A 23,937-nucleotide genomic window follows, 5' to 3' on the forward strand; every position below is an offset into this window, starting at 1 on the left:
CGGGACGATTGGTATTCCCGAAGCGGATTCTGGGGGAGGGTCGACTGTGAAGTCGTCGTTTGTTTGTGGTGTTGTAGGCTCACTTCGATACGTTCAGGTGGAGCGGTGAAGCCCTCAGTCCGCGTAGCCGTCCTCACCTATCGGCGTCCGGACGACATCGCCGCCGCGATCCCGCGGCTGGTGGCCGAAGCGGTCACAGCCACGGCCGACGGCTGGGACGTCGACGTGCTCGTTATCGACAACGATGCAGACGCTAGTGCCCGGAAGGTGGTGACGCAGGCCGCCGCGTCGAGTGCCGTGCCGGTCGGTTATGTGGTCGAGCCGGTCTCCGGTATCGCAGCGGCCCGCAATCGTGCGCTCACGGAGTCGAGCGAGCGCGATCTCCTGGTGTTCATCGACGATGACGAGCGGCCGGTTGAGCGCTGGCTGTCGTTGCTGCTGGATGCCCACCAGGCCTACGGTGGGGCAGTGGTTGGTCCGGTGGTCTCTCAGTTCGATTCTGAGCCTGATAGCTGGATCAGTTCCGGAGGCTTCTTTACCCGGCGGCGTATGGCCACGGGGAGTCCAGTGGTCGTGGCGGCAACCAACAACCTCCTGCTCGACCTGCGCGAGATCCGCAGCTTCGAGCTGGAGTTCGACCTCGACTTCGGCCTCAGCGGCGGTAGTGACACCCTGTTCACCCGCGAGCTGGTCGCTCGTGGGGGTCGTATGACCTGGTGCGATGAGGCTGTCGTCTACGACATCGTGCCGGCGAGTCGAACGACCCGGCGCTGGGTGCTCTTGCGTGCCCTACGCAGTGGGACGAGTTGGAGCGCCACCTCGTTGCGCGTCGCCAAGGGTTCGGGTCAACGCCTGCGCTGGCAGCTGAGGGATTTCGGTTCCGGAATTGCCCGCGTCGCCGGAGGAGCAGCTCGCTGGGTGGTCGGCTTCGCTACCAGGAACGAAGGCCTTCGTGCCCGTGGCGCCAGGAATCTCGCTCGCGGCGCCGGCCTTGCCGCGGGTGTCTTCGGCTACCGCTATCAGGAGTACAAGCGCACGTAGCCGCCACTCAGGACGCGGACCGCACCAACCGGAACCACCGGATAGCTGCCAGGGCGGTGTAACCCACCATGCACACTGCCATCACCGTGTAGATGGCCCCAAACAGCCACGGCACTCCGAGCAGCACGAACGCGACGCAGAGAAAACCGTAGTCGATCGTTATGCGTACGACGCTCACCAGCGTGGCTGAATTCTGGCCAAACCGCGGTGCCGCGAAGGGTGTGCCGGGTGCGGTACGTGCGTGGTGCTCACGCAACACCAGATCGGTGGCGATCATGCCGAAGAAGTACACGTTCTGGGCCACCGCGAATGCGATCGGAACCCACAAGAACCACTGGGGGGCGCCGCTGCGGTAGGCCGCGACCAGAACTGCCAGGTGAATGGTGGCTAGCTTGACCGAGTCGACGACATGGTCCAGCCACTCACCGTCCAGGCTGCCACCTCCGCGCAATCGCGCGAGTTGGCCGTCCGCCGAGTCCAGCGCGTAGCCGAGAACCAGCAGTACTCCAACCACTAGACCGGTGGTTACCCCAAGAGGGGCGACCGCCAGCACGATGATGCCCGCGAAGGTGAAGGCCGCGCTGATCCCTGTTACAGCGTTCGGAGTCAGTCCGAACTGATGGGCGGCTGCTGCGAACACGCGACCGAGCGGGCGGTTGACCAGCTTGGAATAGAGCGGCGCGCCCGTCGAATTCTTTTGCGCTGCGCGCAACTGTTCGAAGGACGCGCCAAAGGACTTGGCGTCCGCGCTAGTCATGTCTCTCCCCTGGTTCCGCCTGGTGCCGGAAACGGCTCACACAGCTTAGCCCCAGGTAGGCGGCTACATGCTCCGGCGGGCCAACTACTGACTTCGTGCCTCCTGGCAGGTACCGTCTGGCCGGTTTCAGGCCGGCACGACCTTGAAGTCGTCGAACCTGATTGTCCACGGGGAGTTCGTGGCCGAGGTCGACATGTACCCGTGGACGCCAACAGAGCCGGCCGCCTGCAGCGCAGCCGTCGAATCTGTTGTCGAGACCTGCCACGCCGACGGTTCTGACGCCGTCGACAACCATGCCCTGGCCCAGAGTGTCGTCGGCGACGTGCCGGTTACCTGTAGTCGCACGTTCAGCTTCGCGTTGGCCGTGTACGTCACCCCTGACACCGTGGCGCTGGCCAAGGTGGTTTCAGTGCCGCTGACCGAGACCAGGTACAGCGCGAGGGTGCCACCGGTGTCGAACCGCACTTTGAGCCGGTAATCGGCACTGCCGACCCGGCGTCCAATCAGCCCGATCCAGCCCGCGGACGCACTCGGCAGCTTGTCGAGCTGTATGGTCGAGGTGAGGTCAGATGAGGTCGACGAGATACCCGCCAGCGCGGCGACCCGGGTGACTCCCGAAGAGGACAGGGTCAGCAACCCGGTGCTGCCATCGGTGGAGAAGCCCGTTCCGCTTACTGTCCAGGCGCCGCCGGTGCTGGCGGTGCCCCAACCGGACGTGACCGTGCGCGTGAACGCGTCGTCGGCAAGCACGCTGGTCGAGGTTCCGACCGCCACGCTCATGGTGGACGTTGCCGTCGCTCCCTGATCGTCGGTGACCGTGAGCGTCACCGAGTAGGTGCCGGCAGCCGCGTACGTGTGGGTCGCGGTCACCCCCGAGCCGGTGCTGCTGTCACCCCAGTTCCAGGCGTAGCTGGCGATACTGCCATCGGAATCGGTGGACGCCGCGGCGCTCACGCTGACCGTCGAGCTGCTGACCGTCGCGGTGAAGGACGCGGTGGGTGAGGCGTTGGTTGAGCTGGTGACGGTGATCGACGCCGATGGCGAGGTCTGGGAGTTGCCGAACGAATCGGCCGCCTTCACCCAATAGGTGTGCGTGCCTGCGGCAACGCCCGAGTCGGTGTACGACAGGGACGGCCGTGACCACCACGTCGAGTCACCGGTCAGGGTCGCGACCACGTTCGACGTGGCGTCGCGCAGGATTGAGTAGGTGAGCCGGGTGTTGTCGTAGTCGTAGTTCGCTGTCCAGGCGAGTTTCACCTGGCCCGCCGCCGGCGAGGTCAGGGTTGGGGTCAAGTTCGTACCACTCGCCTTCGGCCCCTGCTGGTTCAGCGAGATCGCCTTGTTGGCCAGCCGCACCAGCCCCTGCTGCGCGGTGCCGTTCACCTGGCCGAACTCTCCGGCCAGCACGACGTAGTCTCCCGAACCCGTCACGGTCCAGGCCGCCTGACCCTGCCCAGAGACGCTTCCGGTGGTGAGCTGGGGAAAGAAATTCTGCAGGGACGGTGCCGCCACGCCGGTGAAGCTGGGGTAGCCGCGCGTGTCCTTGGTCAAGGTCCCGGTGGCCGCCCGGCTGAACGCCAGCGCTCGTTGTGGGGTGCTGGTCTCGCCGTAGCCGCCGAGGTTCAGGCAGTAGTGCGGGTGCCCCACCACGTACACCGCAGTCGGGGATGAGTACACCCCGTAGCTGTCGCCGTGGCAGTCCTCCACCCAGTTGATGCCGCCGTCGGCCCAACGTGCGGAGAAGGCGCCTTCGAGGTTTCCTCCGGTGCCGTAGATGTAACCGGTGCCGTAGAAGTAGGTTCCGTCGCTGCTGAGCGAGAGGATCGCAGAGTCCTTGCCAGCGTCGCGGACGGTGTCGTTCGCAGGTAGGGCGAGGCTTGCGCCGGTGGTGGAGTTCAGCATGCCGAGGCCGTACCCAGGTTGGGACGAGCCGTTCAGCGCACCAAAATTTCCTCCGACCACGAGCCGGTCCCCGGTGGGGGACAGGACCAGCGCATGCACCTTCGGGCTGGACGTGTCGAGTGTCGTCAGCGTGGGAGCGAAAGCCGTCAGCAGTGCACCGTCGCTGGCTCGGATGGCGGCCAGGCGGGCGCGGCTTACCCCGTTCACCGTTGAGAACGATCCACCCGCGTAGACGGTGGAGGCCGTCGCCGCGATCGCCCGCACTGTGCCGTCAACTCTGGCGGTGAACGACGAAATCAGGGCGCCGGTGGTGGGATCGAGAGCCGCAATGCGGGACTTGCTAGTGCCGCCGACGGTGGTGAAATCGCCTCCAACATAGATCCTTGACCCGTCCGGTGCGGCTGCGATCGCTAGGGCCTGCCCGTTCAGGTTCGGGTTCCAGGTGGTGATGAGTTCGCCGGTGGTCAGGTTGTAGGCCAGTGCGTTGTTCCGAGTCGTCAGGTTCGTGCCGGATGCCGCTCCGGCAGGTCTGGCCGCGGTGAAGCTCCCGACCACGTAGACGACGTTGCTGACGATCACCTGGTTCCACGCAACGCCGTTGTGTTGCACAGTCGGCAGCCGGTCGATGGCCACCGTTGGCGGCGTCGTCGAGTTGCTCGGATCCACCGGGTCGGAGTCGGCCTTCGCCGTCGGCGGTGCCACCACCGCGATGGCCACAAGCAGTCCGGCCAGCACTGCCAGTGCTCGCGATCCACGTGTACGTACAGAAATTCCAGTCATCTTGATGAATCCCCCTCCGACGTGCAGGTGCCATCGGCACCGACAGTCGCTCGCCCCGATCCGAGTTTCATACGGCGCTCGCCAGACTGCACGGCGATGCCGGATCACCTTTCGGCTCGCGCCCGCCCCTGGGTGAACTGTCAGGGCTCTTGCGGGCTGACCTCTCAGTGACGACCCGGGGCCCATCCAGTGGTGGAAGAATCCATCACCAATGGTCTGGTTGGCTAGCCCACTGTGGGTGCGTACATGTGCGTAGTGAGCAACCCACCCCACGAAGGGGCGACACGCAGAATTGCCGTCCGAGCGTGAGTTCGGACGGCAATTCTGCGCGCTCGGGTCAGGACACGACGATCACCGGGGTCACGCTCGTGCCGTCGGTGAACACATTGCCGCTTTGGGTCAGGCTTACCGCGGGGTACGCGGTGAAGGCGCATGAACTGACCGTGCGGTTGGGGCCAAAGGTGTTCTTGGTCACCTTGGCGGTCTCGCTGTTGCTGTTCTTCACCTGCAGCTTCACCGTGCAGTGGCCGCCGTCCAGATAGTTGCCAGTGACGGTCAGATTCACATCGCCTTGTTCGGCACCACCGAGGATTGCGAAGTTGGTCGCTCCCTGGATCGTGTTGCCGGTGATCTTCAGATTGGTGCCAGTGAGAATCTGGATGTTGTCGTTGTGGGTCGCACCGCCGTCTTGCGCCGGGTCGCTGGCGTAATAGGTGGTGTCTTCCAGGAGCGAGTCCTGCACAGTCACGTTGTCGCCGTGGATCTTGACCGAATCGACGTTCCCGACCACGTGTACACGGGTGGCTGTGAAGTCCCACCCCTTGATTCCATCGAAGTAGACCGAGGGGTACTCGGCCTTAACGTCCACGTCCTCAATCACCAGATTGTCATAGCCGTAGTTGGTGATCAGCCCCTGCTGAGTGCCCTGCTGCTTGCCGCCCCGCACGATGGAGTTGCGGATCGTGACGTTTTTTGCCTTCACTGTGACGAACCCATGGATGTCGAGGTTTTCTAGCACAGTGCCAGCCGTGGTAACGGTGATGTTTCCGTCGTGGCGGGTCAGCGTGCTTCCGGATTTCACGCCGGTGCTGGCATCGGTGGGGAACGTGGACGTCGTGGCGGCGGTGACGGTGCTCGTTGGTTTGTCCGAGACCACCGATGTGCCAACGGTGCTTGCGCTCGCAAGTGCCGCCGTGTACGAGCTTACGCTGACGCCTGTATAAGGGATTGTGGCCGAGGCGCTAGCGTTTCCGCTTAAGTACGCCCACACGTTGGGCGCGCCCGATGCGGTGATGCGGCTACTGGTGTAGTCCATGTAGGAGAGTTGCCAACCGGTGAACCCGTTGCCGCTGGTCCACGCTTTCACGTACACCTGAACCGGGTTACTACCGACGGACGCTGCCTCGACAAACACCTGGGCGCCGGACGTGACTGTGAGACCGGTCGATACCGACGCTAGCTTGGTCTCGGCGTAGTCGCTCACGCGAGAGATTCCCACGGTGATGGCCCCGGCGCCGTTCACGCTCGCTTTGGCTCGATAGCCGGTCTTCACACCGCTGTTGCGCAACTGGAGGCCGAGGTAGACAGGCTTGGCGCTGGGGACGGTGAAGTTGCCGCTGACCATCGAGTCGGCGAGTGACGTCGTGGTGATAGCTGCATTGGCGTAGGTGCCGGGGGATAGGCTCAGAGTCCCCGATGTGGAAGCGGCCTCCGCCGGTTGGGGTGCTGATGCCAGTGCAAGTACGGCAGCGAGTAGTGCAACAACAGGAACAGCCAGCGCGTTGCGCAGTCTTCGGGTTGATGCGGGAGTGGCAGGCATGTTTTGGGGATCCTTCCGTAGTTAACAGATACCGTCTGGACGGTGTCCAGGTAGCCTCCCCCCGGCAAAGCTGAGAAAAGTCTAAGAGATATGCACCATTTCTGACAAATCCCCATGTCATTTTCAGGTTGCGAGCTGCCTTGCTCGGCTGTGTGGAGCCACGCGTGTCTCCACCTCGGGATCGCTCATCTTGACTGGATGCCCTGCGCTAGCATCGTGGCGGGATCCCCGGGGATGGGGGCAACCCTGGCGGCTTCCAGAGGGGAACATGGACAGATGAGCGACCAGTTGTCTGAACCTGACCGCCCAAAATGGATCCGATGGCTGGTACTCGGAGGGTGTGCACTTGCTGTAGTGGCGGGCGGAGCCCTGCTGGTTCGTCCAGCGAACCATGGATCGAGCGCCTCGACCGTGACACCCGGTCCTGCCACCGCGCCAGGCGAAACCACGCCAGTGCCCACGCAGTACATTCCGACACCAACCGCTACCGGAACGCCGTCCGTTGAGCCGACCAGTGCGGCGGCGGCGACGGTGACGGCGGGCATTGATGAGCCGGCGCATCCAGCCAAGGGCGTCACCGCTGAGGTGACTGCAATCAAGGCGGTCACAGGCGAGGCCCAGGGGCCGGGTGAGATTGCCGGCCCTGCGCTCCGAGTCACCGTTCAGGTGCGCAATCGCTCCGACGGCCCGGTTGATCTCGCCAACACGGTTGTGAACCTCTACTACGGTAAGAAGAATGCGCCGGCGGCTGCGCTCAGCGGTCCCGACCCGGTTCCGTTCAGCGGACGGCTTGCTCCGGGGAAGAAGGCTAAGGGGAGCTACATCTTCAACGTTCCCAAGAACCAGCGAGGCCAGATCAGAGTGGAGTTTCGCTACTCGACTGAGGCGGCCGTATCGATTTTTGAGGGGAGTGTCTGATGTCGGCACCCATTGCGATGGTTCCGTCAGCCTTGGGCGAAGATGCCTCGAGCTCACGATTCCGGGCGCAACTGGTGGGTCTGGCCCGATCCTGGCCGATCCTCCTGGTGTGCTTGGTCCTTGGCCTTAGCGGCGCCTGGGTGATCAATGAAACCACCCAGCCCCAGTATCAGGCGGGACTGACCGTTTTTGCCGCCACATCCAGCAGCGGGGCGACCTCGGCGTTGCAGGAAGATGAGTTCGCCCAGCGCCGAATCAACTCCTATGTCGGGGTGATCAACTCCGAACTCTTCGCCCGGGCGATCATCATAGACACAGGGATTGATATCGACCCACCAACTTTGACGACGATGATCGCCGCGACCGTGGAGGCGGACACCGTGCTTATGCAGGTGACGGTCACCGATACTGACCCTGACCGTGCGCAGCGGATCGCCGCATCGATCGCCCGTAACCTCGATACAGTGATCGGCGAGGTCGATAATCGTGAGGATAAGTCGGAGGTCGAACTGCGAGTGATCTCTGGTCCGACGCTAAACCCTAAACCGGTAAGTCCTCGAAAGGCGCTCAATCTGGCTCTCGGTGGGGCATTGGGGCTCGCGCTTGGCATCGCGATCGGGCTCGCCATGCAGCAGTTCGATACCTCTTTCCGCAGCCGTGACGCTCTCGCCGCCGCCACAGGGGTGCCGACCCTCGCGGCCATGGTTCGTGACGCGCGCGCTCACAAAGATCCGGTTTTGAACCCCGCCGACAACCGCACCAGGCGGGCGGAAGGCTATCGCCAGCTACGCACCAACCTGCGCTTCGTGAACGCGACCAATCCGATCCAGGTTCTCGTCGTCACGTCGGCGGTCGAATCCGAGGGTAAGACATCCACGGCGATCAATCTCGCCCAGACCTTCGCCAAGGCGGACGTGAAGACCCTCCTGGTCGATGCCGACCTGCGGAGGCCGAAGCTCGAGCGGCGGCTCGATCTGGAGGATGCGGTCGGACTCACCACTGTGCTGGTGGGCGACGCCAACTGGGTTGATCTTCTCCAGGACTGGGGTCCAGACGGGCTGGCCATTCTTGCGTCGGGTCCGATCCCCCCGAATCCGAGCGAGTTGCTGAGTTCCCAGGCGATGGGCCGGTTCATAGCCGAGGCGCGGGAGCTGTATGACGTGATCATCATCGATACCCCGCCGGTGCTGCCGGTGACAGACGGTGTGGTTACCTCGGTGCTGGCCGACGGCGTGCTGATGGTTGTCCGTTACGGCTCCACCAAGCAGGATCAGGTGTTCACCGCACTCGAGTCGTTGCGGTCGGTGAGCGCGAAGGTTCTGGGGACCGTGATGACTATGGTGCCAGCGCAACATGGGCCGGCGGTCTCGTCATACTATGGGCAGCAGGACGTGCCCAGAGAGGCCTGACGTGCAGTTGGTGGCGTGGGTGGCGCTCTGCCTGGCCACAGCTTGGTGGTTCCGGCGTAGGCCGGTGCTGCTCGCTTGTCTGGTCTTCTGGCTGTGGACCCTAGTTCCTTCTGTGGCGGGTCATCATCTCACCGGCTTGAGTGTCCTCTCGCCGCTCGGCTTCCACCCAGCTAGCTGGCTGGCGCTTGCCGGGGTACTCGCCCAGATGATCTGGGATCCTGGCCATCTGGGCAGGGTGATCGGGTCACACCCCTATCTGAGCACAATGCTGGTGCTATTCATTGTTATGGGCGGGGCGACTAGCTACTACAACGGTAGCGGTGGATCCCGGCTCCTGATCGACCAGATCGTGGCACCGGTAGCGCTCGGCCTCATGGTCATCTCGCGCGCCGATCGCCGCGGCCAACTACTGCTACGTGACACCGTCCTGTTGGCGACCGCTGTCCAGGCTGTGCTCTCCTTGATGCAGAGCGCGCTGGGATCAATCATCTTCTACGAGGATGATTATCTGACCAACTCCTGGTTTAGCCTCGACCGCTTCGTTCGGTGGATGGGTACTACCGAGAGTCCGCTGATTCTATCGCTGCTGCTGAGTAGCGGTGCGGCCCTCACCCTTGGGCTGCGCTCCAACGTGTTCCGCTTCGGGCTGCTGCTTCTATACTGCTCGTCCACCCTCGTGACCCAGAGTCGTGTGGGCGGAGTGATGATGCTGGGCGTTCTCGTCCTAGCGGTGTTCCGTTCCCGGATCTCGATCTGGACCCGGCTGCTGACCTCCGCCGGCCTCGTCGGGGCCTCCATTTGGATCGCGGCCACGGGCCTGGCCGGTGGACTGTTGTCGCGTTTGCAGGACGACACCGGTTCCAGCCAGGCGCGGGAACAAGCGCTGCAGTTCGTCTTGGAAAACTGGCACAAGTACCTGTTCAGCGGGGCTGGGCTCACCTCCAGCTACGACATCGCCCGTGAGGCTGGGCTCCAGACCAGCGTGGAGAGTTCGTTCCTGATGTATGCGATCGATGTCGGGCTAGTGCTCGCCGTCCTGTTCTTCGGTGGCCAGGTGCTCTTGCTGGCGCTGTACGGGCGCCACGGCTGGATCTCGGGCATCGCGCTCGGCGCCACGCTCGTGCTGGTGCTCCAGAACGCCTCCAGTGCACTCGCCTTCGCCAACCTAACCGGAACTCTCACTTGGGTGCTGCTCGGTCTGGTGATTGCTGGTGCACGGACAGGACCACCGCCCGATCAGCGCGCTGGTGCGCCGGCGGCAGCAAGGCCTTTGGCATCCGCATCGTCATAGACTTGGGAGATCCAGCGGTCGTTGGCTCCCTCACCGACGTTGGCGTGAATCAGGCCAACCTCCTGGGTGCCCGGGACGATCGGGAAGTGCCGAGCGGTAGCACGGACTTGGCGCACCGGCACACCTGCACGCCACGCGACCCAGTGCAGCCACACATCATCGGCCTTTGGCGTCGACTCCAGGAAGGCGGTTCCCCGCTCCCGCAGCGCGGCTAGCATCCGCGGGGGGTACAGGACCCCGGAGACTCCGGTGGCGAAGATTGTCGGCCCTGGATCGGTCGTGCGGCAGACCGGCCACGTTGAGTACGGGGCGATGGCTTCGCCACGAACCGAGACCACATAGGCGCGATGGCAACACACGTGGCCGGGGTGCTCGGTGGACGCCTCGAGAAGGTCGGCCAGCCAGCGCCGTGGATAGAGAATGTCGTCGTCGGCGGTCACCAAGGAGAGGCCAGTGCCGTCCAGCTCGGCCAGGCTCGGAAAATATTTGGTGTGGGGGCCGAGGTTTGTTGTTAAGCGCACCTCCAGCCCACGGGCCTGCAACCGAACAAGTTCTGGAGGCAGCGCGCCGGCGATCGCCGGGTCGTCTAGCCACAGCACGAGTCGGCGCGGACGTATCGAGCCTGCGCCGATGGCCTCGATCGTTGCGAACGCCTGCTCCACTCGCTGCCCGTAGCTTGTCAGCGACACCATCAGCGAGGCAGAGCCTGTGACCGGTCTGTGTGCCGTCCGGTTGTATACCCTATACCACATGTACTGAACTTGGGCGTTCAGCCGTTTTGTCCGACGTCGAACTGTCTGGTAAATCGGGGCCAGCCGGCGCTTTAATCTCGCCGGGGCTGCAGGAACGTCCATGACGCTTCATTGTGGTGCCAATGGGGTCCGACAACAAACTCACTGCGTGGGTGCTGGATTTCCCGGTCGCAGGAGTTCCTTGATGGTAGTGATCGCTCGCCGTGTGGCAGAGCGGTGGATCAGCCCCAGCACCCCGAAGGTGACGAACAGGTAGGCGATCAGCCCGACGGCGAGTACAGCGAACGGCTGCCCTAGCCACCAACGGACTAGTACGTAGGCCACCGCCCCCCACATGCTGGCGTGCACAGGCGGCAGCATCCGACCCAACTGGCTGCGCATCGTCAGCCCGGTGAAGTGCCTTTGAATGGCCAGCAACACAGGACTGAGGACTACGCCGGCGGCCAGCAGGCCGACAGCAACGCCGAAGACCCCGAACTGCAGGCCGATCGCAATACCGCTGAGCTGGACGGCCGCGGCCAGCCACTCGTACCGAAAGATCTCTTTTCCGGCTCCCTTGGCGCGCATCAGCGGGTTCGTGACGTTGAAGACAGTCTCTCGTGCACCTGCTACCGCGAGAACCGTGAGTACGGGTGCGGCAGCAGCCCACTTTGCGCCCAGAATCAACTCAATGAGTTCGGGTGAGGCCACGGAGATCCCGACCATCACTGGAACTGCCGTGAAAGCAAGGATCTCCGTTGCCATCAGCAGTCCTGCCGCAAGGCGGTGTCGTTCGTCACTCACCCTTGAGAAGATCGGAAAGACCACACGGTTCACGGTTTGGCCGATGAACTGCACCGGGACAACCAGTACGCGGTACGACATCGAGTACAGCGATAGCGATGCCACCCCGAGGAACCGTCCTACCAGGATGTTGTCCAGGTTGCGTGAGAGGAACGCGAGCGCGTTGCTGCCGAACACTCGCAGGCTGAACGGCAGGATCTCCCTCAGTAGGCCGAACCTGAGGTTCGGCCACCCGCTGCGGGCGAAAATTGCCAGTAGTAGCGCCACTAGTGAGTCGGTGGTGAGCACCATCCAGGTCATCGACCAGATGCCGGCTCCCGCGAGGGCCGCTGTGATCCCTGCCGCGGCACCCGCCGTCCCTCCTACGAGATCGGCTAAGCCGATGCGCTGAAACCGTAGGTCACGCTGCAGGAGGGCGCGAGGTGTGATCGCCACGCCTTTCAGCAGCAGTCCGCCGCCCAGCACACCTAAGAGTGGGGCCAGCATGGGCGCGGTGAAGAAGTGCGCGACCAAGTCGGACGTGGCTACCGTGGCGCCACCCAGAACCGCGGCGCTGAGCAGGTTCACTGTGGTTACCGCCCCGCTGAGGCCGGGCGGGAGCGCGGGGCGCTGGACGAGAGCTGCAGCGAGACCCTGGTCAAGTAGGAGTGTGGTGAAAGTAACGTAGACGGTTGCGGCGCTGATCACACCGTAGGCTTCAGGGCCCAGCACTCTGGCGAGGACGAGTGCGGCAATCATCTGTGGTAGTTGCCTGCCCAGCACGGCGAGAACGCTCCAGCGTACGGAAGAGAATGCTTGACTTCTGGTCGGGGCCCCGCCCGCGTCTGAGCGCACCCCGCCGTTGGCGTCGTCGCTCCCCCCAAGTGAATTCATTCGCACCTTTCCATCCCACCCGAAGACGTACGGGATCCTACGTCATACGATGGCTGTCTCGGAGAGCAGGAGTGTGTCATGACCGCATTGTTCGTTCGCTACCGGAGGCTACAGCGACGTATCCGAGGTGGCGTGCTTGCTGTCTGGATCCGCATTGGCGGAGGTTCTGTTGGACGGCGGCTACAGGCCGAGCGTGGGGTGCATCTGCGCTGGCGTCCGCATCGAGGCCTTGTGTTCGGTGATGGCGTGTATCTAGGTGTGGGCACCATTCTCGATGTTCCATCGTCCGCCAAGCTGGTGCTGGGGGACCGGGTCAAGGTCATGCACTATTGCGTGTTGGCCGCCTCGGAAGAGATCCAGATAGGTGCGGACACGCAGATCGCTGAGATGTGCTCGATCCGCGATGCAGACCATGGGACCAGCCTCGATGGCCCCATGCGAGAACAGCTACTCACTGAGCCGACAGCTATCGGTGCGGATGTCTGGATTGGCAGGGGTTCTGTGGTGCTCAAGGGCACGCTAATCGGTGAGGGTGCCGTTGTCGGAGCGAACAGCGTCGCGAGGGGAGTGATCCCTCCAAGGGTGATCGCGGTCGGTGCCCCGACTCGTGTCATCCGTAGCCGCGGCGCTGCCCCACCCCAGAATCATTGAACTGAGATCAACATTCGTCTTGCCTGACACGAAGTTGCGTTGGTGAGTGGGCAGGGTGGAGTGACCGGTCGGGGCTTGTCCTGCCGGCTTCTTGTCGGGCCGGGCTATGCGGCTGCTGATCGGTATTGGTGGTAGGGCTGGTGAGCATGTGCCAGATCGCGGTGAGCATGGAGCGAGGTTGACCCCGTAGCCCGGACGCCGTCTTGGCGGGTTCCCTTGTGAGGGGCCGCTGGAGAGGATGTTCCCTGATGGGATCGACGAAGAAGCGGAAGAGCTATACCCCGGAGTATCGGCGTGAGGCTGCGTACCGGGTGATCGATACGGGCCGGACGATTGCGGCGGTCGCGGCGGAGCTCAACGTGGGTGCGCAGTTGTTGGGCCGTTGGGTCCAGCTAGAGCGGGACCGGATCGGTGCGCCACCGGAGGCACCGTTGGATGTCTCGGAACGGGCCGAGCTGGAACGGTTACGCCACGAGAATGCCGAGCTCCGGTTGGATAACGACTTCCTGGGAAAAGCCGCAGCCTTCTTCGCGGCGAAGAACACTCCCGGCAGGAGTGCTTCGAGGTGATCGACGCGGAGAAGGCGAACTACACGATCGGCCGGATGTGCCGACTCCTTGGGGTGGATCGGCGCCGCTACTACGAATGGCGCCGGCGGCGGGCGGCTGTCCCGACCCGCCGCGAGCAGCGGATGGCCACGTTGACCGACAAGATCATCGAGTTCCATAAGGCTTCGGATGGCACCTACGGGGCGCCCAGGATCGTGCATGATCTGCGTGAGGCCGGCGAGACGGTATCGGTCAAGACGGTCGCGAAGTGCATGCGGCAAGCGCAGATAGCGGGGATCAGTCCCCGCACCTGGCATCCACCAGCCACGATCCCGGGCCCGGATCTCGACCCGGCGCCGGACCTGGTCAACCGCGACTTCGACAAAGGCGAGCGTGACCTCGCCTGGTTTTCCGACATCACCTACCTGGCCACCGGTGAAGGCTGAGCCTACCTGTGCGCCATCCGCGATGGCCACACCCGCCGCGTCCGGGGCCGCTCGATCGCCGACCACCTACGGGCCGATCTCGTCGAGGACGCCTTGCGTCAAGCAGTCGCATTACGGGGCGAACTGCCCGACACGGTCATCTTTCACGCCGACCGCGGCTGCCAATACACCAGCCAGCAGATCGCCGCCGTGTGTGGTGAGTACGGGCTGCTCCGTTCCATGGGCCGCACCGGGGTGTGCTGGGACAACGCTGCTGCGGAATCGTTCTGGTCCACCCTGAAATCCGAGTACTACCAGCGGCACGTGTTCGGCACCATCGCCGCCGCCCGCCAGGGCGTCTACGCCTGGATCGACGGGTTCTATAACGCCCGCCGCCGCCACTCCGCCATCGGCTACATCAGCCCACTACAATACGAACACCACCTGACCAAACAACCACCTGTCCGGATTTCCGGGGTCAACCTCAAGGGTGGGAGTCGAGCAACTCGTGGCTGAAAAACGGGCTGGTGCCGTTTGCCGCACGGTCCGTCCAGCACGGCCCAACACGTGATCAGGAGCTCGATGGCGGCATCGTCGTAACGCCGGACGGGTTGCCGCTGCCGCCGAGGCGGTGGATCAGGGTGGTGAGCATCGTGCGGATCGCCTTGTGGGCATGGTCGCGATGCCAACCGGTCACTGAGCACACCGCGTCCAGGATCGCCCCCTTCTCGGCCTTGGTCGCCTTCGGCCACTTCGCTAGCTGGGCCTTCGTGATCGCCTTACGTGCCGCCAACGTGAGCTCCATCCGTCACCGATCCCACGCGGGCAACCTGAGATGAGTCAACGACTCGCGCTACGCGGGCATCATGGATGAGTCAACGCGGAGATTGGACGGGATCCTGGCGCCACGGTACCTTTGTTGTGCCGACGACTGTCCATGACTGATGGGCGTCAACGGCTTGCGTCAATCGGGGGGATTGGGCGCAGCAGCCATTGGGGAATCTCACCTTGGGCGCGCGATCTGTCTCTCCACTGCCGCAAGGCCCGGTTACGGGTGCCTACGACTCGCCTAGGGAGGGCGAGCGTTCATCGGGGGGATGACATGGCGAAGAAATCACTGGGGTTCGGCAGACTGCTGGCGTTGTTTGCCTCGGTCGCATTGATCGGGACGTTTGCACAGTTCCCGACCGCAGCCCGGGCAGACACGAAGCCGCTGGACGAGACGAATCCGAAAACGCCGGTGACCGTCTCAGCTGATCCGCTGCCGACCGCACAGATCGACGGCGTGGCCTGGACGCAGTTGGTGGTCGGAAACACCGTGTATGTGGGCGGTAGCTTCACCACCGCGCGCCCAGCCGGCTCGGCTGCGGGTGTAGACACGGTGACCCGCACCAACCTGCTCGCTTACGACATCACCACAGGCGTGCTGAGCACCACCTGGGCACCCACCACCAACGGTGAGGTGCTCACCATGACGGCCTCGCCGGACAAGTCACGCATCTACATCGGCGGCAGTTTTACCCAGGTGAACGGGTCGATCCGCAACCGAATCGCTGCTCTCGACCCAACTACCGGTGCTCTGGTGAACGCTTTCCAGCCCAAGCCGGACGCATCCGTGAAGTCAATCGTCGCCACCAGTTCGACCGTCTACTTCGGGGGAATCTTCAGCAGCGTCGGCGGCACCACCCGGGCGAAGATCGCGGCTGTGCAGGCCTCCGACGGTGCGCTGCTTAGCTGGGTGCCGACGATTGCCGGCGGCAACGTGAATGCCATGAAACTCTCGCCGGACGGTACCAAGATTGCTCTGGGCGGTTCGTTCACCACCGTCAATGGCTCGAGCAACCCCGGCTACGGGTTGGCGTTCGTCACGCCCGACACGGGTGAGTCCCTAGCAATGCCGGTCAATGCCACGGTGCGCAATGGTGGCGACAATGCGGCCATTCTCTCGCTTACGTCCGATAGCGACAGCCTGTATGCAACTGGCTACACCTACGGCTCCGGCGGAAACCTGGAAGGCACGACCCGGATCGACTGGTCTGACGGCTCGCTGGTGTGGGTCGAAGACTGCCACGGAGATACCTACGGCAGCTACCCGATGGGCGATGTGGTCTACACGGTGAGTCACGCGCATTACTGCGGCAATCTGGAGGACGGCTTCGGGCAGACCGCGCCCAGTTGGACCTTCCACTGGGGGAACGCCTTCTTCGAAGACCGCCACCGGAACACTGAAGGCGGACCAGCTCGGCTACGCGAACTGGATCGGCACCCCGGCCCCGTCGCTACAAAAGTGGCTGCCCAACCTGACCAGTGGCACCTACACCGGTCAGAGTCAGGCCGGGTGGACCGTTAGCGGCAACGACAGCTACGTCGTGATCGGCGGCGAGTTCCCACGTGCAGGGGCCAGCGGCACCACCCAGCAAGGCCTGGTGCGATACGCCGTGCGTACGATCGCCCCGAACGCGATCGGTCCGGAACTGACCGGGTCAAAGCAGAACCCCACTCTGACCTCTTTCGCCGCCGGACAGGTGCATGTTGCGTGGCAGGCCAACTGGGATCGCGACAACGAGAACCTCACCTACAAAGTGATTCGTGACGGCGTCACGGCATCGCCGGTCTACACCGTCACAGCAGCTTCTTCTGAGTGGAACCGGCCCATCTTGAGCTACACCGACACCGGGCTTGTTGCGGGGCAGCAGTACCGATACCGGATTTTCGTGACCGACCCATGGGGCAACGAGGTGCGTTCGGACACCGTGTACGTGACGGTGGCCAGCGAGGGGACGCTGTCGACCTACGCCCAGGGCGTCCTTAACGACGGTGCCGCCAAGTTCTGGCGTCTCGGCGAGACATCGGGCACCACGGTCTACGACTGGGCGGGCGTCACCAACGCGACCGCGGGCACCGGGGTCACCGGAGGCCAGACTGGCGCGATCACCGATGACAGCAACCCCGCCTCCGCCTTCGGCGGCAGCAGCACCGGCTTGGCGGCGAGTAACGTCTCTGAGCAGGGTCCGAACACCTTTACCGCTGAGGCCTGGTTCAAGACCACATCGACCGCGGGCGGAAAGATCATCAGCTTCGGCAACGCGGCCAGCGGCAGCAGCACCTCCTACGACCGCCAGGTGTACGTGGACAGCGCCGGACGGGTTACCTTCGGGGTCTACCCGAGTGCATACCGCACCGTCACCTCGACCAGTTCGTACCGGGACGGCGCATGGCACCATGTGGTCGCCACCCTCGGCTCCGGTGGTATGGCGCTTTACGTTGACGGTGTCAAGATCGGCAGCCGCACAGACACCACTTACGGCCAGTTGTACGCGGGCTACTGGCGCATTGGTGGTGACGCGATCAGCAGCGGCTGGCCGAGTGCGCCTTCGAGCGGCTACCTGAACGGCCAGATCGACGATGTGGCCATCTACCCGACCGTTTTGTCGGCCACTCAGGTGCGGCAACACTACGTGAACAGCGGTCGCACCTTGACCACCTCGGCACCGACAGACACTTACGGGGCGGCCGTCTATGCCGCTAACCCTGACCTGTTCTGGCGGCTGGCCGAGACCAGTGGCAGCACGGTTACCGATGCCAGCGGTAACAGCAACGCTGGCACCTACAACGGCGGGTTCACCTTGGGCGGCACGAGTGGAATCGGGCTGAGCACTGACAAGTCTGTGGCGTTCAACGGCAGCACCGGGACGGCGGCCGCCTCGACCTCGGTGATCAACCCGACGGTGTTCTCCGAAGAGTTGTGGTTCAAGACCACGACCACCACAGGTGGCAAGCTGATCGGCTTCAGCAGCAGCCGCACTGGCAGCTCCAGTAGCTACGACCGGCACGTCTACATGCTGAGTTCTGGTCAACTCCGGTTCGGTGTCTACACCGGGTCGCAGGTTTACTTTGACTCCGCGGCGTCGTACAACGACGGCAGTTGGCACCATGTGGTGGCCCAGCAAGACACCTCTGGCATGAAGATGTACGTCGATGGCCAACTGGTGGGCAGCAACACCACCAGAACCAACCAGAGCTTCACCGGCTACTGGCGAATCGGTGGTGACTCCACCTGGGGAGGCAATTCAACGAACTACTTCAAAGGCAGTCTCGACGAGGTTGCGGTCTACTCGCGCACGCTGACTTCGGCGGAGGTGCTCGACCACTTCATAAAGGGCGGTGGTACGCCGGCCAATGTCAGCCCGACAGCAGACTTCACTTACCAGGTGAACAAGCTCGCTGTGAGTTTCTCAGGCACGGCGTCGACCGACTCCGATGGCACCATCGGCTCGTACTCGTGGGACTTCGGCGATGGCGGCACCAGCACGCTGGCCGAGCCGACGCACACCTTTGCTACGGCGGGCTCGCAGTCAGTGACGCTGACGGTCACCGATGACGATGGCGCTACCGCGACAACCACCAAGACTGTGACCACGGTCGCCAACAAGGCGCCGTCGGCGTCCTTCACCAGCGCGGTGAACAAGCAGGCCGTGACGTTCGACGGCACCGGTTCTACTGACTCCGATGGCACGATTGCGTCCTACTTGTGGGATTTCGGTGACGGAAGCTCGAGCGCCGAGTCGAATCCGAGTCATACCTACGCCAGCGTAGGCACATTCAGCGTGACGCTGACCGTTACCGACAGTGACGGGTCGACCGGCACGGTCACTCAGTCGGTAACCACGGTGACGAATGCGAGTCCAACAGCGTCGTTCACTTCGTCGGTGGCGAGTCTTTCGGTGTCGTTTGATGCGTCGGGGTCGTCTGATTCGGATGGTTCGGTTGCATCGTATGCGTGGGATTTCGGTGATGGGGGATCGGGTACCGGCAAGACGCTGGCTCACACGTTTCCTGCGGCCGGAGATTACGCGGTGACGTTGACGGTGACCGATGACGGTGGGGCCACCGGCTCGGTTACGAAGAACGTGACGGCGGTGGCTGCCTCGGGGACGTTGGCGAAGGATGGGTTTGGTCGAACGGAGTCCAGCAGTTGGGGTTCGGCCGATACCGGCGGCGCCTGGACGCGTTATGGCACCGCGAGCCTGTTCTCGGTGGGTAGCGGCGTCGGACAGATCAAGCTGTCGGCTGCGAGCGCTGGTCCGCGAGCGGCGCTGGAATCGGTTTCGTCGACCGAAACCGAAGCCTATGTGACCTTCACCCTCGACAAGGTGCCCGATGGTGGCGGTGCATATGTGGGTCTGGGTGTGCGGACTATCGGCACCAGCGACTACCGGGGAAAGGTGAAGATCGGCTCGACCGGTGCGCTCACGCTCTACGTGACGAAGGTGGTGAGCGGGACGGAGACGACGATCGCGTCCACCAGCCTGGGATCGGCCTACAACTTCGCGGTCGGTTCAACGATTCAACTGAGAGTGCAGGCGGTGGGCACCTCGCCCGCCACTGTCCAGGCGAAGGCATGGAAGACCACCCAGACCGAGCCCAGCACCTGGCAGGTGAGCGGCACCGACAGCACCTCCGTGCTTCAGGCCGCGGGTGGTGTGGGCGTCCAGACCTACCTGTCGGGCACTTCGACCAACGTTCCGATCATCGTTTCCTTCGATGATTTTCTCGCCACCGGGCCGGGTGGCTCCGCGTCAAACGTCAGCCCGACGGCGTCCTTCACGTCCAGTGTGTCGAGTCTTTCGGTGTCGTTTGATGCGTCGGGGTCGTCTGATTCGGATGGTTCGGTTGCTTCTTATGCGTGGGACTTTGGTGATGGTGGCTCGGGTACGGGTAAGACGCCGGATCACACTTATGCTGTGGCCGGGGACTACCAGGTGACGTTGACGGTGACTGATGATGACGGTGCTACCGGATCGGTGACGAAGACTGTGACGGCTGTGGCTGCGACCGCGAATGTGGAGCCGACTGCTGCTTTCACTTCGTCGGTGGTGAGTCTGGTGGCGTCGTTTGATGCGTCGGGGTCGTCTGATTCGGATGGTTCGGTTGCTTCTTATGCGTGGGACTTTGGTGATGGTGGCTCGGGTACGGGCAAGACGCCGGATCACACCTATGCTGCGGCCGGGGACTACCAGGTGACGTTGACGGTGACTGATGATGACGGCGCTACGGATTCGGTGACGAAGACGGTAACGGCTGTGGCCTCATCGACGACGTTGGCGAAAGATGAGTTCGGGCGCACCGTAACCAGCGGGTGGGGTTCGGCCGATACCGGGGGTGACTGGACGCGCAGTGGCGGGGCGAACCTGTTCTCGGTTGGGTCGGGTGTAGGCACGATCACACTTGCCGCGGCCGGCGCAGGACCGGGAATGACGCTGGCTTCGGTGTCGTCGCAGAACACCGAGGCGTCGGTGAAGTTGTCGTTGGACAAGTTGCCTGATGGGGGCGGGGCGTTCTTCACGTTGGGCGCGAGGACAACGGCATCGAATGGTTACCGCGCCAAAGTGAAGGTGGCTTCGACAGGTGCGTTGACGCTGTATGTCGTGAAGTTGGTGGGTGGCACGGAGACTGTCTTGTCCTCGACGACTCTGGGCAGCGCCTACAACTACACCGTGGGCTCGACGTTGCAGATCGCGGCGCAGGTGACGGGTTCGTCTCCGACCACGATCAAGGCGAAGGTGTGGAAGACGACCCAGACAGAGCCGAGTTGGCAAGTGTCGACCACCGACAGCACCAGTGACTTGCAGGGTCCCGCGGGAGTGAGCCTGGTGACCTACCTATCGAGTAGTTCAACCAACTTCCCAATCGTGGCCTCCTGGGACGACCTGATCGCGAAGACGCCTTAGCGAAAGTCTCGGGGGCCCGCCGTAGGCGGGCCCCCGAGACGCGTAGGGGGCAGTGTAGCCATGCCCGACTATTATTGACTCTGACATCATCTCTTCTACGGGGGTGCCGTCCCGGTCTCTTTCGAGTCGGACGCCTCCCTTGTTGGGCGTCCCTGCGGAATGTGGACGTGGCGGCGCGTGGGCGCAGCGATGGGAGTTCACAGGTTAGGGCTAGGGCAGGACGCTGGACCTGTGCCCCCAGATCGCATTGACTGCGGATCAGCTCGCAGGTACCCAGGCGACCGAGTCGGCCTTGAACGCACCCGAGAGCAGCCCGACGGACGAGACGATCTCGCGGGCGGCGAATTCGTGGACCTGAGCCCGTTGTCCGTGGGGATCGATGATGTCATCGTTGTAGCTGCGGCCCAGGCCAAGCGGCGACCGCTCTTGGTTCAGGAAGCGAACGAACGCGGAGAGCGTCTCGGTAGCGTCCGAGGCGCCAGGGTTGAAGGTGTGGGTCGAACTAGACAAGATGCGTCCCACCTGACGAATGGTGAAGCTGCGGCGGATTGCTGGGGCGTAGGCCCGAACGATCTGGCTCCGGATTGCCCGGGTCGCGGTCAGGATCAGGCCCGCCGAGGCGATCTCATCGTTGGTGACCTGACTGGCAACATGGTCGGCCAGGTCAACGCCGAGTAGGCGACGGCCGATGCTCACTGTCAACGGATCCGCAGGTACACCGACTACGGCAGTCATGCCGGCGTGCCGAATCTCGACTGATGGCAGCGGGTTCGCCGCCCGCAATATCGACGCAGCCAGCACTGAGCGGCATACATCTCTTTCAGAGACAAACAGGATCACAGCAGAGCCCTCCCCCGAAGGTTTGCGTACCTAATGGTCCATCATTCGCGCCCGTCAGGCAAGGTTGGGGATAATGGCAAGACTTACTGACGAGCACTCGGGGGAACTTGATGCGCATTGCAATGATCGGCACTCGTGGAGTACCTGCGAGGTACGGCGGGTTCGAGACCGCGGTGGAGGAGATCGGGTCTCGCCTGGCCGCGCTGGGCCACCAAGTGCTCGTCTTCTGTCGGCCGGTCGACGGCGAACCTCAGCCCCGCGAGTACCGCGGTATGCGGCTGGTCTGGCTGCCCGCGCTGCGTAAGCGCTCCCTGGAGACGCTCTCTCACACTGCGCTCTCGGTCATTCAGCCGATCCTGGGCGGCGCTGACGCGGCCATCGTGTTCAACGCCGCCAATGCGCCGTTTCTGCCGATCATTCGAGCACGAGGCATTCCGGTCGCCACGCATGTCGATGGTCTGGAGTGGCGTCGCAGCAAGTGGGGCCCGACCGGACGGCGCTATTACCGGGTGATGGAGGCGGCTGCCGTGCGCTGGTCGGACGCGATCATCGCCGACGCCCAGGGGATCGCCGACTACTACACGGCAGAGTTCGGCGCCCCGAGCCGGCTGATCGCCTACGGCGCGCCCGACTTGGCCGGCACCGGATCGGACCGGCTCTCTGAGCTCGGCCTCACTACCGACGGCTACCACCTGGTGGTGGCCAGGTTTGAGCCGGAGAACCACGTGCTCGACATCGTCCGCGGTTATGTTGACAGTGACGCCGCCCTGCCGCTGGTGGTCGTGGGTTCCGCGCCCTACTCCGGCGGGTACTCCGCAGCCATCAAGGACGCGGCCGATGACCGCGTCCGGCTGCTCGGTGGCGTGTGGGATCAGGACCTGCTCGACCAGCTCTACGCCAACGCCGCGACCTACCTGCATGGCCATTCGGTCGGCGGCACGAACCCCAGCCTGCTGCGGGCCGCCGGGGCCGGCGCACCGACGATCGCCTTCGACACGGTGTTCAACCGTGAGGTGGTGCGTGACAGTGGCTGGTACTTCGCCGACCAGAACGATGTCGCCGATCGCCTGCATCAGGCGGAGGCCGATTCTGAACGCCGGCGGAGCTTTGGTGCGGGGCTTCACGCGAGGGCGACCGACTACAACTGGGATCGGGTGGCCGCTGAGTACCTGAAGCTGTGTGAGGACCTGGCTGCCGGTGAACGGGCGCCGCGATCGAGCGGCCGCCGCCGCCGGCCAGGCTGGCGGGACGGGGAGCCAGTGCCTGCCGATGCCGGAACGGTACTCGTTGCGCATCCCAGCGCCGACCTCTACGGGTCGGACCGCGTGCTGCTCGAGTCCATCTCTGCGCTGGTGGCCGACGGACGAAGGGTGGTGCTGACCCTGCCCGCGTCCGGACCGCTGGTGGCCGCTGCGACCGAGCGCGGGGCCGAGGTCGAGTTGTGCCCCACGCCAATCTTGCGCAAATCCGCGCTGCGCCCGACGGGGCTGGTTCGACTGGTCGGCGAAACCCTGGCAGCCATGGGGGCCGGCCGTCGCCTGCTCCGCGAGACGGAGGCAGAGCTGGTCCTGGTGAACACGCTCACCATTCCGTTGTGGCTCCTGCTCGGCCGCACCAGCGGGGTGCGCACCGTCTGCCACGTTCACGAAGCCGAAGCCAGCCAGCCGCGGTTGGTCAGGCAGCTGCTCTACGCGCCGCTGCTCCTCGCCAGCCGCTTGGTCGTGAACAGCCGATTCAGCCTTGAGGCACTGGCCGGGGTGTGGCCGTGGCTGCGTGGTCGCGCCGAGGTGGTCTACAACGGCGTCGTCGGCCCCGACACGCCGCCGCAGCCGCCTCGAGCTGATCCCGGCGATGACCCCCGGATCGTGTTCATCGGCCGGTTGTCGCCCCGTAAGGGGCCACAGGTAGCGGTGGATGCGCTGGCCGAGCTGCACCGCCGCGACATCCCGGCGCGGCTCGAGCTCCTGGGCGCCGTCTTCGAGGGCTACGAGTGGTTCGAGCAGCAGTTGCGCGCCCAGGTCACCAGCCTCGGGCTCGATGACTCGGTGACTTTCACCGGATTCGACCCGGACGTGTGGGGTCATCTGGCCGCGGCCGACATCATCTGCGTTCCGTCCACAGTCGACGAACCCTTCGGCAACACCGCGGTCGAGGCGATGCTGGCGCAACGCCCCCTCGTGGTCAGCGAGACCAGTGGCTTAAGGGAGGCCGCCGCCGGCTTCGGGAGCGCACGGTTCGTGGCACCCTCCGATCCTGTCGCACTGGCAGACGCGGTCGCTGCGCTCTTAGCTGACTGGCCGGCGGTTGTGCAGCAGGTCGCCCTCGACCGGCAGTCAGCGGTCGACCGGTACGACCCTGCGGTCTACCAGCGCGCATTGAGAACGTCTCTCGGTATCGCCTGAGGTGTTCACTTAGCG

General features: G+C 64.1%; 15 protein-coding genes and 1 pseudogene. 9 read left to right on the forward strand and 7 right to left on the reverse strand.

Features of this window, described 5'->3' with window-relative positions; genetic code table 11:
• The first annotated feature begins 105 nt into the window (after window positions 1–105).
• A complete protein-coding gene (locus QM721_RS04985; RefSeq protein WP_415119583.1) occupies window positions 106–1,041 on the forward strand; it encodes a glycosyltransferase family 2 protein in 936 nt (311 codons plus the stop codon).
• 7 nt (window positions 1,042–1,048) lie between these two features.
• On the opposite strand, the gene QM721_RS04990 is transcribed toward QM721_RS04985, so the two are convergent.
• The 3 genes from QM721_RS04990 to QM721_RS05000 all read right to left on the reverse strand — a co-directional run bounded on the left by QM721_RS04990 (window position 1,049) and on the right by QM721_RS05000 (window position 6,299).
• Window positions 1,049–1,798, reverse strand: a complete 750-nt coding sequence (locus QM721_RS04990) for a CDP-alcohol phosphatidyltransferase family protein (RefSeq protein ID WP_415119585.1) — start codon at window positions 1,796–1,798, stop codon at window positions 1,049–1,051.
• A 126-nt stretch (window positions 1,799–1,924) separates the two neighbouring features.
• On the reverse strand, window positions 1,925–4,480 hold the full coding sequence (locus QM721_RS04995; RefSeq protein WP_415119587.1) for a PKD domain-containing protein: 2,556 nt from the start codon (window positions 4,478–4,480) through the stop codon (window positions 1,925–1,927).
• A 337-nt stretch (window positions 4,481–4,817) separates the two neighbouring features.
• The gene (locus QM721_RS05000) at window positions 4,818–6,299 is read right to left on the reverse strand and encodes a hypothetical protein (protein WP_415119589.1); all 1,482 of its coding nucleotides are present in this window, start codon (window positions 6,297–6,299) and stop codon (window positions 4,818–4,820) included.
• Window positions 6,300–6,575: 276 nt separating this feature from the next.
• Between QM721_RS05000 and QM721_RS05005 the strand changes: the two genes are divergently transcribed.
• The 3 genes from QM721_RS05005 (at window position 6,576) to QM721_RS05015 (ending at window position 9,917) form a co-directional block, all read left to right on the forward strand.
• Window positions 6,576–7,217, forward strand: coding sequence for a DUF4352 domain-containing protein (locus QM721_RS05005; protein ID WP_415119591.1), 642 nt, complete (start codon window positions 6,576–6,578; stop codon window positions 7,215–7,217).
• A gap of 140 nt (window positions 7,218–7,357) precedes the next feature.
• Window positions 7,358–8,626, forward strand: a complete 1,269-nt coding sequence (locus tag QM721_RS05010) for a polysaccharide biosynthesis tyrosine autokinase (protein WP_415119593.1) — start codon at window positions 7,358–7,360, stop codon at window positions 8,624–8,626.
• Window position 8,627: 1 nt separating this feature from the next.
• On the forward strand, window positions 8,628–9,917 hold the full coding sequence (locus QM721_RS05015) for a hypothetical protein (protein WP_415119595.1): 1,290 nt from the start codon (window positions 8,628–8,630) through the stop codon (window positions 9,915–9,917).
• Here QM721_RS05015 and QM721_RS05020 read toward each other — a convergent pair.
• Together QM721_RS05020 and QM721_RS05025 are read right to left on the reverse strand one after the other, a co-directional pair.
• Window positions 9,863–10,771: a hypothetical protein gene (locus QM721_RS05020; RefSeq protein ID WP_415119597.1), complete on the reverse strand. Its 909-nt coding sequence runs from the start codon at window positions 10,769–10,771 to the stop codon at window positions 9,863–9,865. The two genes, QM721_RS05015 and QM721_RS05020, sit on opposite strands and share 55 nt — an antisense overlap.
• Before the next feature lie 39 nt (window positions 10,772–10,810).
• A complete protein-coding gene (locus tag QM721_RS05025) occupies window positions 10,811–12,325 on the reverse strand; it encodes a lipopolysaccharide biosynthesis protein (RefSeq protein ID WP_415119599.1) in 1,515 nt (504 codons plus the stop codon).
• Between the two features lie 78 nt (window positions 12,326–12,403).
• Between QM721_RS05025 and QM721_RS05030 the strand changes: the two genes are divergently transcribed.
• Both QM721_RS05030 and QM721_RS05035 read left to right on the forward strand, forming a co-directional pair.
• Entirely contained in the window at window positions 12,404–12,976 is a 573-nt protein-coding gene (locus tag QM721_RS05030; RefSeq protein ID WP_415119601.1) for an acyltransferase, read from the forward strand.
• Window positions 12,977–13,221: 245 nt separating this feature from the next.
• Window positions 13,222–14,465 (forward strand): annotated as a pseudogene (locus QM721_RS05035) (IS3 family transposase).
• Between the two features lie 55 nt (window positions 14,466–14,520).
• Here QM721_RS05035 and QM721_RS05040 read toward each other — a convergent pair.
• Entirely contained in the window at window positions 14,521–14,754 is a 234-nt protein-coding gene (locus QM721_RS05040) for a hypothetical protein (protein WP_415119603.1), read from the reverse strand.
• Window positions 14,755–14,886: 132 nt separating this feature from the next.
• Between QM721_RS05040 and QM721_RS05045 the strand changes: the two genes are divergently transcribed.
• Window positions 14,887–16,299, forward strand: a complete 1,413-nt coding sequence (locus QM721_RS05045) for a hypothetical protein (protein WP_415119605.1) — start codon at window positions 14,887–14,889, stop codon at window positions 16,297–16,299.
• A 19-nt stretch (window positions 16,300–16,318) separates the two neighbouring features.
• The gene (locus tag QM721_RS05050; protein WP_415119607.1) at window positions 16,319–20,680 is read left to right on the forward strand and encodes a PKD domain-containing protein; all 4,362 of its coding nucleotides are present in this window, start codon (window positions 16,319–16,321) and stop codon (window positions 20,678–20,680) included.
• Between the two features lie 258 nt (window positions 20,681–20,938).
• On the opposite strand, the gene QM721_RS05055 is transcribed toward QM721_RS05050, so the two are convergent.
• On the reverse strand, window positions 20,939–21,520 hold the full coding sequence (locus QM721_RS05055; RefSeq protein WP_415119609.1) for a hypothetical protein: 582 nt from the start codon (window positions 21,518–21,520) through the stop codon (window positions 20,939–20,941).
• A gap of 110 nt (window positions 21,521–21,630) precedes the next feature.
• Between QM721_RS05055 and QM721_RS05060 the strand changes: the two genes are divergently transcribed.
• A complete protein-coding gene (locus QM721_RS05060; protein WP_415119611.1) occupies window positions 21,631–23,922 on the forward strand; it encodes a glycosyltransferase in 2,292 nt (763 codons plus the stop codon).
• Window positions 23,923–23,937: the final 15 nt, after the last annotated feature.

The organism is Micropruina sp. (assembly GCF_047602085.1).
In the GTDB taxonomy this organism is placed as follows: Bacteria; Actinomycetota; Actinomycetes; order Propionibacteriales; family Propionibacteriaceae; genus Micropruina.